The 13,074-nt window shown below is 48.6% G+C and carries 12 protein-coding genes; all 12 read right to left on the reverse strand.

Annotation, left to right across the window (positions count from 1 at the left end; all coding sequences use genetic code 11):
• Positions 1-68: 68 nt before the first annotated feature.
• The 12 genes from FNY66_RS05720 to FNY66_RS05770 all read right to left on the reverse strand — a co-directional run bounded on the left by FNY66_RS05720 (position 69) and on the right by FNY66_RS05770 (position 13,003).
• On the reverse strand, positions 69-2,192 hold the full coding sequence (locus FNY66_RS05720) for an aminopeptidase (protein WP_190324795.1): 2,124 nt from the start codon (positions 2,190-2,192) through the stop codon (positions 69-71).
• Between the two features lie 20 nt (positions 2,193-2,212).
• On the reverse strand, positions 2,213-2,584 hold the full coding sequence (locus FNY66_RS05725; protein ID WP_087150915.1) for a hypothetical protein: 372 nt from the start codon (positions 2,582-2,584) through the stop codon (positions 2,213-2,215).
• Complete coding sequence (locus FNY66_RS05730) at positions 2,559-3,035, reverse strand: VanZ family protein (RefSeq protein ID WP_087150914.1); 477 nt, start codon at positions 3,033-3,035, stop codon at positions 2,559-2,561. Before FNY66_RS05730 ends, FNY66_RS05725 begins: the two co-directional genes overlap by 26 nt.
• 116 nt (positions 3,036-3,151) lie before the next feature.
• Positions 3,152-3,301, reverse strand: coding sequence for a hypothetical protein (locus tag FNY66_RS15455; protein WP_164488317.1), 150 nt, complete (start codon positions 3,299-3,301; stop codon positions 3,152-3,154).
• A 13-nt stretch (positions 3,302-3,314) separates the two neighbouring features.
• Positions 3,315-3,995, reverse strand: coding sequence for an orotate phosphoribosyltransferase (gene pyrE, locus FNY66_RS05735; RefSeq protein ID WP_087150913.1), 681 nt, complete (start codon positions 3,993-3,995; stop codon positions 3,315-3,317).
• A gap of 148 nt (positions 3,996-4,143) precedes the next feature.
• On the reverse strand, positions 4,144-8,298 hold the full coding sequence (locus FNY66_RS05740) for a choice-of-anchor I family protein (protein WP_150310542.1): 4,155 nt from the start codon (positions 8,296-8,298) through the stop codon (positions 4,144-4,146).
• Between the two features lie 193 nt (positions 8,299-8,491).
• On the reverse strand, positions 8,492-9,394 hold the full coding sequence (locus FNY66_RS05745; RefSeq protein WP_150310543.1) for a dihydroorotate dehydrogenase: 903 nt from the start codon (positions 9,392-9,394) through the stop codon (positions 8,492-8,494).
• On the reverse strand, positions 9,394-10,179 hold the full coding sequence (locus tag FNY66_RS05750) for a dihydroorotate dehydrogenase electron transfer subunit (protein WP_150310544.1): 786 nt from the start codon (positions 10,177-10,179) through the stop codon (positions 9,394-9,396). The genes FNY66_RS05745 and FNY66_RS05750 overlap by 1 nt, the downstream gene beginning before the upstream one ends.
• Positions 10,180-10,246: 67 nt before the next feature.
• Complete coding sequence (pyrF, locus tag FNY66_RS05755) at positions 10,247-11,173, reverse strand: orotidine-5'-phosphate decarboxylase (protein WP_150310545.1); 927 nt, start codon at positions 11,171-11,173, stop codon at positions 10,247-10,249.
• A 108-nt stretch (positions 11,174-11,281) separates the two neighbouring features.
• Complete coding sequence (locus tag FNY66_RS05760) at positions 11,282-11,734, reverse strand: DUF2752 domain-containing protein (RefSeq protein ID WP_150310546.1); 453 nt, start codon at positions 11,732-11,734, stop codon at positions 11,282-11,284.
• Between the two features lie 27 nt (positions 11,735-11,761).
• Entirely contained in the window at positions 11,762-12,274 is a 513-nt protein-coding gene (locus FNY66_RS05765) for a CD225/dispanin family protein (protein WP_150310547.1), read from the reverse strand.
• 123 nt (positions 12,275-12,397) lie between these two features.
• Complete coding sequence (locus tag FNY66_RS05770; protein ID WP_150310548.1) at positions 12,398-13,003, reverse strand: ECF transporter S component; 606 nt, start codon at positions 13,001-13,003, stop codon at positions 12,398-12,400.
• Positions 13,004-13,074: the final 71 nt, after the last annotated feature.

A 13,074-nucleotide genomic window follows, 5' to 3' on the forward strand; every position in this document is an offset into this window, starting at 1 on the left:
GAGCAAAACAGCGGCGGCAGCCGCAATAAGCACGAAGTGCGGTTTTGCGAATGGCGCGGGCTGAACTGTTACAATCTTTCAAGTTTCTCCAACGGTTCGTTTAATACTTCCGTTCCCGGCAGAACAAATCTTCCGTCTTTTAATAGTATAATGTGTTTCCCTTCTTTTGTCACTACACATATTTCTTCTAACTCTTCATAAGGTATGGTTATATCTGTGTGACAGTTAAAGTATGCTTTCGATACATCCTCTTTTCTGTTAATGGAGACAGAATTATCTTTCGCAATGATTTCTTTCCCGTTGGGATTGTATACCCGGATATCCTCACTCCATGAATAGCATGTGTCCCCAACAGCAAAATGCGGGCCGGTCTTCTCCGCAATAAGAATCGGCATCTTATCCTCAATACCGTATTTCTTCCCGACCACATAAGCTGTCGTGTTCGTGCCGATCGCAAACTCTCCGAGAGGCAGCGACTCATGCCCCTTCAACACATTGTCCGCTATATATCTGCCGCCTTCTTCCGGATCATCAAAATTTCCGCAGCGGTAATCCGTGATCATTCCGTCTTTAAATGTCAGTTCCAGATCCGTATACTGCAGTCCCTCCAGATATACCCGGCTTACATGAAGTACCCCGGATGTTCCTTCAAGTACAGGCGAAGTAAACACTTCTCCTACCGGAATATTGACATCCGCAACACAGTTTTCGAAAATCGTCTCTTTCTGCGGATCTTCGAGCTGATGCAGCGTCACTCTGATATCAGTCCGGTTCTCTCCCTTGCCCTTCACACAGACATATTGTCCCTGGTCAAGGGCATCGATGATTGTCTGCTGTACCTTTTCATAAAGCTTTGCATCCAGTGTGTTGATGCGTATCACTTCATTAAATATCTCCGGATAGTTTTCCCCTATCTCAGGCACCGGATACGCTACGATCGTAAAGCTGCGCTCCTCCCCTCTGATATACTCATTTGTAATCTGACCGGAGCGGCTGTCATAGCTGACCGCCATTTTTTTCTGTTCGTCATTATAGGCAGATGCTTCCGAAACCGCTTTCGGTGAGAACGGCTTCTCCCCGAATGTCTCCATGACCGCCGGACCCGCAAACTGTGCCGCCTGCTCCCGGTGCTGTTCATAGACAGTTTTCAGCACTTCCAGCCGCCGCTCGATATAACGTTTGTCCATGATAAGAGCCTGATCCTGCCGGTGATCATACTCATACTGCCAGTTTGCCACTGCGCCGTAATAGCCGATCTTATGATGTTCCCGCTTTGTGATAATGCCGGAAGCCGCACGGTAAATAACCGGCTCCAGCCCCATTTTCCTGAAATTTTCTATAGCAATGCGGATGACCTTCTCAAATCCGAGACTGTATCGGATGTTTACCACCGATTTCTTTGACAGGTCCTTGCCTGTATTGATAAATCCGATGCGGTAACCTTCCGTGTACACATCTGCCATCTTCCTCAGCGTCTCCTCCGGGAGTGTGCGCAGATGCCGTGCTGTTCCCAGCTCATTCGCCGTAATAAATTCGCCAAAACTATATAAGTATCTGTCATTATCAAGGTCCGCACTTTCAATAATATCAGCTGCAAACGGCGAGTACGTCGGATCAATCTGCTCCATAATACGATCCGTCAGAAACACATCGCAGTAGTCACTTGCATACCAGTAAAGAATATCCCGTACCGTCCTGACATCAGAGCTCGTATCTTCCTGTATTCCCTGCGTTTTTTCCTGCTCAGTATTCTCAAATGAATTGTATACTTCGATGAATAACTCATATAAGATTGTAAGATAGTCCATCCTGTTTTCGAATGAATACGGGATGCCCGAGCGCATTTCTGCATAGAGCATACTTAACAGCCTTCCCATTTCAAGGCCATATTTATCCGCTGCATAGGTCGGGTTTGCATAGCTTCTTCCGTAGTGTTCTTCCAGAACATCACTGTACAGGATCTCATTGAGACTCTTCATCTCCTCAATGCTGTATCTCTCCCATTCTCCGTTTTCCACTTTACGTCTTACATTTTCAAGTTCCAATAAAAAAATCGCCACATCCTGGAAATATGGCAGATACTGCTCCGGCACCGTCTCCTCAGAAACGATTCCGCGCAGCCTTCCGACCGCCAGGGCATGGCGCTCTTCATACTGTGCATTTCTCTCCTTTTGTATTTCTCTTATATTCATCTGAAAAGACCTCCTTTAAATCAGCTTAAGCCGCCTATGAATATTGCGAGAAAAAAGATCACCGATACGAAACTGACCGGAAGCCCGACCTTACACGTCAGATAATTGCGCTCCCGCTCGTAAAAGCCGCCGATCGCAAGGCGGATCCCGTTAACAGCCAGGACCAGTGCCAGGATCGCAAGCCCGCCGACAATGCCATGAGCATTTCCTCTTGCCATAAAAGCATAGAAAATACAGCCGGCAAGGATAAGCAGCCCGCCGAAACCGTTTATACAGGAAAGCACACCTTTTCGGGATTGTTTTAAATTCGCCTGTCCGTATTTTCTCGTTCCCCTCTTTTTCCTCTCCTTCTCTCTCTGGCGCTCCTCAGCGCTTTTTCCGACTCCGAACATGATATTTTCTCCTTATGCCATTACATATCACAAATAAAATATATCCCAGCACACCGCCGATAGTGTTAAGCAGGATATCATCTACATCAAAACTCCCCACTCTCGTAAAGAGCTGGACAATCTCCACTGCCAGGCTCAGACCCATACTGCAGAAAAGGGTCTTAAAAAAGCCTCTCGACCTGCTCGCCATGGAGATAAAGAATCCATACGGGACAAAAATGAGTATATTTCCGGCCAGATTTGCCAATACAGTAAATGTACCCAGCTGCTCCCTGTATGTGATAAAACGCCTGATCTCTTTGAAGAGTTCCAGATTATACCGGTAATCTTCCGCGATTTCCGTCCTTCCGTACCATTCTGCGACGAACAGAAAGTAGATCAGAAAACCAACATATAACAAAAACAGGACCTTGCCAAACGCCCTGATAATCTTCGCTTTTTTTATACCCAAGACAATTCCCCTGACACTTTGAAAAGGGGACCGGCTCTTTTTGCCGCCCCCTTATGCTGCTATCTGAATATGATGGGTTACCGTGCAGTGTTCACCGAACGGCACTGACCATACCATTAAAACGTAATTTCTTTTTTATGTTTCAGCAGGCAGGCGCCGCTCACGATGGAAAGAATACCTGCTGTAACTCCAACTGTAAGGATAACGATCCCGATCACGATACTTCCGACACCGCTGCTCTTCATTGTCGTATATGCTTTTTCCATATTACGCGCCTCCTTATTTTACACCATATGTTTCATAGTATGTATCAATTGCCGCCTTTAATGTATCATCAATGACAACTTTTCCGTTATATTCTTTATTGTACAGGCACTCTACCACTTCCTCCATGGTCACGATCGCTGCCGTGTCAAATCCATAAAGATCTTTGATCTCGTCGAGCGCGCATTTTTCACCGCCTTTGCCTACTTCCATACGGTTCAGGGAGACGATAAGTCCGACGATGGTCACATCAGCCGCTCCTCTTACCTTCGGCACGGTCTCTTCCATAGATTTTCCGGATGTAGTCACATCCTCGATCATGATCACACGGTCTCCGTCTTTTAACTTGCTGCCCAGGAAGCTTCCCTTGTCTGCACCATGGTCTTTTTCTTCTTTGCGGTCAGAACAATAGCGTACTTCCTTGCCATACAGTTCGCTGTAAGCGATAGCTGTCACGACACTGAGCGGAATACCTTTGTAAGCCGGCCCGAACAGTACGTCAAAGTCATCGCCATACTTATCGTGGATAGCTTTTGCATAATACTCGCCGAGTTTCTTTAACTGGGAGCCCGTCACATATGCCCCTGCGTTCATAAAAAACGGAGATTTTCTTCCGCTTTTTAATGTAAATTCTCCGAATTTGAGCACATCACTGTCCACCATAAACTGTATAAATTCCTGCTTATACTGTTCCATATAATAACCTCCTGTATGCATAAGATGCCTCTGTTTTCGTTATGTACAGGGCATAATGATCTCTGATTCTTTACAATTTTAACACAAGTCAATAGTATTTTCAATTAAGAAAGGCACCTCATAAGAATGAAGTGCCCCTCGCCGGTTACTAATAGTTCTTTCTTCTTCTGATCATATAGATGCCTGATCCGCCTGCTGCGATCAATGCCGCCGCCATGACGATGGCTATCGGCCAGATCCGGCTGTCATCTCCGGTCTGGACCGGTTTCACGCTGCCATCTGATCCGTTACTGTTTTTGTCATCAGTATTACCATTTTCACTTCCGCCTGCCGGCTCATCGCCCGGGTCTCCTGAAGGATTCTCCGGATCTTCCGTCCCAGCCTGTGCTTCAGTCAGGATTGTAATCCTGCCATCACCGAGCGGATTGCCATACTGTTCTGCAGTTACCTTGCCGTCCAGTTCTTCAGTAAAATAGTTGATCAGCATCTCGGAATCGACCGGAAGTCCTTCCTGCTCTACTACCTCTGCTCCCTGGAACATCGAGAAGCCATCTCCCTGCTCCTGCAGCGTATAGCAGCTTCCCGCCACTGTGTAAGTCTTATTCGGATCCAGCGCCTCGCCGCCGATCATTACGTTCTGCACGCGTCTGTCTTTCGTCTCATCGATGCCCTGGAATATTTCCATGCTGTCTGTAATAACAGGACTTTCCAGATAATTATGGATCTCATACGTCAGGCCGGATACCTGAAGGAATCCGCCGCTCTCCTCGGGATTCATTCTCGCTCCGTGCTCAAGAGCGTCAAGGATCTGCTGTCCGGTGGCACGGATCACGCACATCTCATTATTCCACGGGTTCACATCCATCAGATCTTTTCTCGTCACATCTCCTGCCGCTATAGAATCGCGGATTCCACCACCGTTTACCAGAGCAATATCTGCCCCTGTCATTGTACGGTAGGCGTCAGCAACGAAATCTCCCATGTTAGTCTCTCCATTGCGGATTCTTCTCACGCCGTCCGCATCATTGATCGTAAGCTCCACTTCAGATGTTCCCAGTTTCTCATTGAGATATGCAAGCTCCTCGTTATATTCGTCCACTTTGTCCTGCACTTCTCTGTATGCAGATGCAGCTGCATCTGAACTCTGCACATCCACACTGGACGGGGCCACTAACTCTGTCGTGTATGTACCATCCTCATTCAATGTCATCACACCAAAATTTGCAAATTTAGTTCCTGTAGATGTCAGCGGAATCATCTCGCCATCCGCGTTTTCATATTCATTTTCTGCTATTGTCTCATGGGAATGTGCATCAATAAACGCATCAATTCCTGTCGTGTTGGCAATCACATCTGTGGACTTCCATCCCTCTGTGGTTCCCTCGATTCCCAGATGGCCTACCGCGATCACCCGGTCAGCGCCTTCTGCCCGAGCATTGTCGACTGCATCCTGTATAGTATCGTAGAACGTATCTTCTGAAAAACTGTAGATAAAATTCCCATTCTCATCCTGGAAATAGGTCGGGGTTGACTTTGTATAAGTCTCCGGTGTGCTGATACCGACAAAAGCTACGTCCTCACCGTTCATCTCTACAATATCGTATGGAGCAAGCACGGTCTCATCTGTCCGAAGATCCACAAAATTGCTGCTCAGATATTTATACTGTGCCTCCGGCGCATCCCCTGTGGCGATCTCCAGAAATCTCTCAAGCCCATAATCAAACTCGTGATTCCCCGGCACTCCGTAATCATACCCCACTGTATTCATCATGTCCACTATAGCCGCGCCTTCCGAGGTGGAACCAATAGCTTCTCCCTGGATCGCATCTCCCACGTCAACAGTGATCACATCATATCCATCTTCGATCAGCTGCGCACGATATGCTGCCAGATAAGAATATCCGTCTGTAGCGCAATGCACGTCATTCGTGTAGAGCACGACTGCACCCTCAGATTTCGGATCTTCCGGTGCCGGCACCGCACTTCCGCTTAAGGTATAAGCAGCTAATGTACCGGACACCTCGCACGCTGCCAGAAGGACTGGACCGCCTGACGGAGAGTCCGCGGCCGGAATAAATGCAAGGCCTTCCGGTGCCACGTCTCCTGCGATCTCACTCGAGAAATCTCTCGTATTGATGTAATTTACATAGGACGCCCCGGACGGGTTCGTCACGTCGTATACCATTACGCCGCCAATTCGCTCAAGCCCTACAAAAGCGTACCATCTGTCTCCGATCTGTTTCACCGTAACTGTCTCCGGCTCCGGTCCTTTCTTCGCGCTGCGGCTGTCGATATCTATGTCATCGTTAGAGCTGTTGAACCACCAGCTCAGATAATCTGCTGTCAGCTTCTCAAAATCATTGCCACTGTCATAGACCAGTTCCATCGTATCCGCATTAAATATGCTGAAAGACCGGCTGCCAAAGAGATAGTTCGTTCCCTCGGTAAGACCTGCTGTCACCTCAGGATCCAGGACTCTTACATCCTCAGCTTCATTTCCGTCAGTATCCGTTAGAGACACCTCCGCCTCGTTGATGAAATCGCCCCACTCTCTCGCATCACCCTCGTTTGCTGTTGCAAGGTAAGTCGTGCCGTTTACTTCAAATGTGCTGATCCCGTCCGGCATGCGCACACCCAGAGCATTTTCATAAGAAGCCACAGTATATCCCCCGTCTTCTACAAGGTCTGCGCTGTTTGCCTCATCCGAGAGATCCTGAAAACCGAGACTTTTTATCGATGTAAATTCTCCGGACGCAATATCAAGTGCTGCGATGGCATTGGCCTCCTGAAGAGAAACGTAAGCCTTTGAATTATCGCTGCTCAGCGCGATATACTCCGGCTCCAGATCCTGTGCAGCGCTCAGGATCTGTCCGTCCACTTTATTGAACAGGATTCCCTGTCCCGCAAGTGCCGCTGAATCAAATCCCTCGAAGCCGATCACCTTCACTTCATCAGTCTCCGTATTTACAAGTGTTACGCTTCCTGCCGGGTCTGCTGTCCCTGCTCCGTAACCTTCCCGGGGTTCTCCCTCATCTGCGGTGAGGATCCATTTTCCATCACTGCTGACTGTAACCATATCAGGCTGTACGCCTGCCTCATAGCTTTTCAGCAGATTTCCGTCATAGTCCAGGACTGCAATGCGTCCTGCCGCCGCATAGTCTGCCGCCTGCAGGGCGATCACAACATGGTCATTGACCGGATCCACCGCCACACTGGTCATATCGCCATATGTAAATCCACCGATCAGCTCCTGTACCTGAATGGACTCTTCTGTAGTCAGGCTTCCGTCAGCGTTTACTGTAACTACGTTCAGAACGCCCGCCTGCCCGTTTACTACATAAGCTTTATTGTTATCCGGATTGTAAGACACGATCTCTGCTACACCGCCGTCGGCATTCGCCGTACCGAGTGCTACGTCGCCTGTCCGGCTCATCTGAAGAGATGCTTCCCCGTTAAAACTGTCATTCCAGTATGTCTGTGACGGAGTCTCAGTGCCGTCCTCGCCGCCTGTTCCAGGTTCCGTACTGCCCTCGCCGCCTGTTCCGGGATCGGTCGTACCGTCTCCGCTCTCTTCCGGACCATGAGGCCCGATCTCCGCATCTACCGGATCTTCATAATCCACGTCAGATGCATCATCTGCGTTGTTGTCCGTATCTGCAAAATCATCTCTTCGCACTGCTTTCTTCTTAGACTGAAGATCCTCATATGCCCCTTCATATACCGGAGGGATCTGGGAATCTTCTGTATCATTTCCCTGCACGGCCAGAAGATCTATATATCCTTCCGGCCGGTTTTCCTCTGTTACCGTTCCTGTAAATGTGTCTGTCAGGTCTTCCGCACTTTCATCCAGAAGCACTACAGATACTCCTTTATTGTGAAGCTGGATATCCCACTCCTGATCTCCTGCCGGTACCGTATAGTCTGTTCCGCTTGTCGCTCCGCAGCGTACAAGATAATACCCGTTCGCCCTGATCACGCCTGTCAGTTCCAAATAGCTCCACTGCTCACTGTCGTCACCATCCTCACTGGATCGGTAAGCCAGTCTCCACCCTGACAGATCTACATCTTCAGCTGTCTGGTTATATAATTCAATAAAGCTGTGACTTGCAGCTCCATCGTCCGATCCGCCGTAAACCTGATTGACGATCACATGGGGTACTGTCACATCATAGGCCCCCTCTGCTGTATACGGTGTGCCCGCCTCCGTTTCTGCTGCCGACACAGTCAGATCTGAAGGAAGAAGCGATACAGTGAGCGCAAATGCAGATGCGCCTGCAAGTAACTTTTTCCAGTGTTTGTTCATTGTCTGTTCTCCTTTCTGTATGCCTACGTTACTACTTTATCAGAAAAGAGAAGCTCCTTCTTCAAGACTGCGTTCAATGTATGTATGATAAATGTTAAAATCTGTTTAAATCAGAAAACAGGTGTAAGCCGACCTAACAGCTTTACACCTGCACTGTAATGCGGATCCAAAAGTATCCCGTCCGCATCTCTTATTATTTCACGAGCCCGACCATTTCATCAACTGACTCGAATCCCTGTCGTCTCATATATTCTTCAATCCCGTCCACGATCTTCATCGTCACGCCCGGATCGTGGAAGTTCGCCGTTCCAACAGACACAGCGCTTGCCCCTGCGAGGATCATCTCGATAGCGTCTTCAGCCGCAGCGATGCCGCCCATACCGATGATCGGCACTTTCACCGCATTCGCCGCCTCGTAGACCATGCGCACCGCGATCGGATGGATCGCCGGGCCTGATACACCGCCCGTCTTATTTGCCAGGACAAAGCTTTTGCGGTTAATATCAATCTTCATTCCCGTGATCGTATTGATCAGGGAGACTGCATCCGCGCCGCCTGCCTCCACAGCTTTTGCCATCTCGGCGATGCTCGTCACATTCGGGCTCAGCTTCATGATCACCGGCTGTTTTGCATATTTCTTCACAGCCTTTGTGATAGCTTCTGCCGCTTTCGGATCCTGACCGAAGGCGATACCGCCTTCCTTCACATTCGGACAGGAGATATTGATCTCAAGCATGTCCACATCCTCACCAGCCAGACGTTCCACTACTTCGCAGTAATCCTCTTCAGACTTCCCGCACACATTCACGATGATCTTCGTATCATACTGTCTTAAGAAAGGGATGTCCCTCTCACAGAAAACATCAATGCCCGGGTTCTGCAGCCCAACGGCATTCATCATCCCGCCGTACGTTTCCGCAACTCTCGGTGTCGGATTTCCCGCCCACGGGATATTTGCCACGCCTTTTGTTGTCACGGCGCCAAGACGGTTCAGATCCACATAATCCGCAAATTCCGCGCCCGAGCCAAAAGTTCCGGATGCTACTGTAACAGGATTCTTCCACTCTACACCGGCGATATTTACTTTCATATTCATCAGATCTCCACCTCCGTAGAAAGGAATACCGGACCGTCCTTGCAGATCCGCTTGTTGTGTACGTTGCTGTGGTGGTCTTTCTCCTTTGACTGGCACACACACGCCAGACAGGCTCCGATCCCGCAAGCCATGCGCTCTTCAAGAGAAATGTAGCACTCGATGCCGTTCTCCTCTGCATATGACTTGATCGCACGGAGCATAGGCGTCGGACCGCAGGCGTAAATGATATCTGCCTCAAGAGTATTCTCCCGAATGGCGTCCATTACATTTCCTTTTGTGCCGACGCTGCCATCCTCTGTCGATATATATACCTCTCCGTTCTGCTCAAATTCTTCCCGCAGGAATGTCTCAGCATCACGATAGCCTACCACGATCTGTTTCTTCTCACATTCCATCTGCTTTGCAAGCTCAAGGATCGGCGGAACGCCAATACCGCCTCCCATCAGGAATACCCGTTTTCCAGCCGCCTTCTCTGTCGGAAAGCCGTTCCCGAGAGGCCCGATCACAGGGATCGTATCTCCGGCATTCAACCGGGAGAATTCCTCTGTTCCCGTATTTTCTCCGGTCACTCTGTACACAACACGAAGGCTGCCGTTTTCCTTGTCAATCTCACAGATACTGATCGGTCGGGGAAGAAGCTTGCTTCCGTCATTGGTATACATGGAGATAAACTGCCCCGGCTTTGCTTCAGCCGCAGCCTCAGTTTTGATCCACATGCTGTAAATCCCCTGCGCGATCCTCTCCTGAGAGATGACCTGCGCGTTTTCTTTTTTCTTGCTTGTCATAACTGCTCCTTTTCACACGTTCTGGCAATTCAGCCCGCACCCGTCGCTGATGGCTGAACTGTTACATTTATTTCTCCGCCAGCGCCCCGCTGATATCGGCGATCATTGCCTCGACTGCTGCCCTGGACGCATCGCCGAAATTCTCTGCGCCGTACTTCGCATAAGCCTCCTGCTTATATGCCGCGATAATGCCTCTCGAGGAATTCACGATCGCGCCGAGCCCGTCTTCATTGAAGAAGTGTACCAGGTCTTTGCCCTGTCCGCCCTGTGCTCCGTATCCCGGCACGAGGATGTATGCTTTCGGCATGATCTTTCTAAGGACTTTTCCCATCTCCGGATAAGTTGCTCCGACTACAGCGCCCACATAGCTGTACTCGTCGCCCATACAGTCAGCTCCCCACTCGGCAACCTTCTCGCCTACCAGCTCATAGAGCGGGCGTCCGTCGACCTCGCGATCCTGGAATTCTCCGCTGGACGGATTGGATGTCTTGACGAGCACGAAGATACCTTTCTTCTCTTCCTTGCACACATTGATGAACGGGTTTACTCCGTCAGATCCGAGATACGGGTTCACTGTAGCGAAATCCTCGTCAAAAGGATCATATTCTTTGCTTCCAACTTTCACCTTTCCGAGATGTCCTGTCGCATATGCAGCAGAAGTAGACCCGATGTCACCTCTTTTAATATCTCCGATCACCACGAGATCTTTTGACTTACAGTAATCTACCGTCTTTTTGAATGCCATGACTCCCGGCACACCAAACTGCTCGTACATAGCAATCTGTGGTTTTACAGCCGGTATCAGATCATAAGTCTTGTCCACGATTTCCTTATTGAACTGCCAGATTGCCTCCGCAGCTCCCTCAAGTGTCTCTCCATATTCCGCAAACGCCTTATCCTGCACATGCTGCGGAATGTAATTGAGCATCGGATCGAGTCCGACTACGATCGGCGCTCCTGTCTTTTTGATCTTTTCCACTAATTTATTAATCATCTGCTCTTCCTCCATTTTCTCAAATGTACCTGTCAATTATCATACCATAAGTCCCCACTATAGTAAAACAAAAAGAAACGCCCGAAGTCTCTCTTCCTTCAGACGCTCTCACAGAACCTGCGCAAGCCCTCCCGGGGCCAGCAGATTAAACGGAAATACCGGGATATTTCTGAGTATTCCGTATATAAAAATAACTATCAGTATCCATACGAGCAGTTTCACACTGATTTTTCCATCGATATGGTTACCGCCCGTGATCATCCAGTCAATCGCGCGGGCCGCGATATAAATCCCGATCAATGGAAGCAGTATAGTCATAAGAGGATTATAGCAGAACGCATCCGCGAAACGCAAGTGGAGAATAGAATAGCATGCTCTTCCAGCCCCGCATCCCGGACAATAAAACCCTGTTATGGAATAAAAAATACAGGGCAGGGGATAGCTGTACGGATTATGAAAATACAGATAAACCGCCCCGATAAGACAAACTGCTCCCGCACATAGTACGAGAGCAACCCTCATTTTTCTGTTCCGCCGGATACGCGCTGCCAACTTCATCATATGATAAGCCTGTTCCTTTTTAGGATTTTAATAGTAATAATAATTTCCTATACCTGCGAAGATCATCAGTGTGTAAATGACATTTACTATAATGCCGACTACAAAAGCAACGATAATCCATATCTTTGCCAGTCTCGCAGACCTCTCTGCCTCCGCATAATCGCCGGCATTCATCGCACTATTGATCTTTGCAGCATATACAATACCTACTATACCAAACGGAAGACAGCATACTGTCGATATAATAGAAAGTACAAGATACGGCACCCAGTTGATCGGTTTTTCCGGCTCATATGCCGACTGATATACCGGTGGGGTCTGATACTGGCTGTTCTGATAGTCATATCCGTAATTCTGTGCATTTGGATCCTGATATTGAGTATCCTGCTGCGTACTGTTTGTCTGTGTATATGTTGAATACGCATCAGAAGCGGACTGGTCTGTTTCTGTCTGAGCCGCCGGTTCCGGCTGCTTTGCTCCGCAGTGCGGACAGAATCTTGAACCGTCCGGAATTTCCTGATAACAATTGGTACAATTCATTTTGCATACCTCACTCTCAAATCGTATTATACTTATTGCAGTACTGCATTTATAATACCATCGAATGAGCTAAAAATCATCAAAAACTTTGTTAAATTCCATCAGAGCTGCTTTAAATCCCCCTTAAGCAGTTTTCACTTTTACCGGATGGATCATCCCCAGTCTGAGAAGTACAGGTCTGAGCGCATTGTACAGCACGCCGGCTATTATAACAGACAGAATCGCGTTGACAAATGTTGTCGCCGTGCTCCACTTCGCCAGCACTTCCGCCATCTGCTGCGGCTGTCCCAGAATGTACTGATTATAGAAAAATCCGACAAGCGGATCTGCGATCACATTGAACAAAAGGCCTGCGACCGAGGCGATCACGCTCCAGCGAAGGATATATTTTCTGTCTGTGCTCTCATTGATCTTTGCGATCCTGTGCGCTACCAGGCCCACGATCAGTCCGATACAGAGCTTAAGTATGAATGTTTTCGGAGCGCCTGTAATATATACCGGGTCAATAATATCAGCGATTCCCATCCCGATCGCTCCTGCAAGTCCCCCGTACCATCCACCAAGGATCAGCGCCGCCAGTACGCAGAACGCATTTCCTACATGAAAGGAAGTAGCCCCTCCACCAGGCAGCGGTATCTTGATCTGTCCAAATGTAAAAGTCACAAAACACAGAGCCGCTAATAATCCGGTCTGCGCAAGTTTGATCAACGTTTCATTTCTTCTTTCCATAGGTGATTCCCCTTTTCTATATACTTATCTGCTACAGTATATTATCACCCAACTGGTTTTATTAAAACGTC

Origin of the sequence: Mediterraneibacter catenae, from assembly GCF_008691045.1 — a bacterium.
GTDB lineage: Bacteria > Bacillota > Clostridia > Lachnospirales > Lachnospiraceae > Mediterraneibacter > Mediterraneibacter ornithocaccae.

Coding starts and splice junctions, on each gene's coding strand:
- pyrE (WP_087150913.1), bottom strand. CDS start 3,995: ATGGAACAGTATAAGCAGGAATTTATACAGTTTATGGTGGACAGTGAT.
- FNY66_RS05765 (WP_150310547.1), bottom strand. CDS start 12,274: ATGAATTGTACCAATTGTTATCAGGAAATTCCGGACGGTTCAAGATTC.
- FNY66_RS05740 (WP_150310542.1), bottom strand. CDS start 8,298: ATGAACAAACACTGGAAAAAGTTACTTGCAGGCGCATCTGCATTTGCG.
- FNY66_RS05760 (WP_150310546.1), bottom strand. CDS start 11,734: ATGATGAAGTTGGCAGCGCGTATCCGGCGGAACAGAAAAATGAGGGTT.
- FNY66_RS05720 (WP_190324795.1), bottom strand. CDS start 2,192: ATGAATATAAGAGAAATACAAAAGGAGAGAAATGCACAGTATGAAGAG.
- pyrF (WP_150310545.1), bottom strand. CDS start 11,173: ATGATTAATAAATTAGTGGAAAAGATCAAAAAGACAGGAGCGCCGATC.
- FNY66_RS05770 (WP_150310548.1), bottom strand. CDS start 13,003: ATGGAAAGAAGAAATGAAACGTTGATCAAACTTGCGCAGACCGGATTA.
- FNY66_RS15455 (WP_164488317.1), bottom strand. CDS start 3,301: ATGGAAAAAGCATATACGACAATGAAGAGCAGCGGTGTCGGAAGTATC.
- FNY66_RS05725 (WP_087150915.1), bottom strand. CDS start 2,584: ATGTTCGGAGTCGGAAAAAGCGCTGAGGAGCGCCAGAGAGAGAAGGAG.
- FNY66_RS05745 (WP_150310543.1), bottom strand. CDS start 9,394: ATGAATATGAAAGTAAATATCGCCGGTGTAGAGTGGAAGAATCCTGTT.
- FNY66_RS05750 (WP_150310544.1), bottom strand. CDS start 10,179: ATGACAAGCAAGAAAAAAGAAAACGCGCAGGTCATCTCTCAGGAGAGG.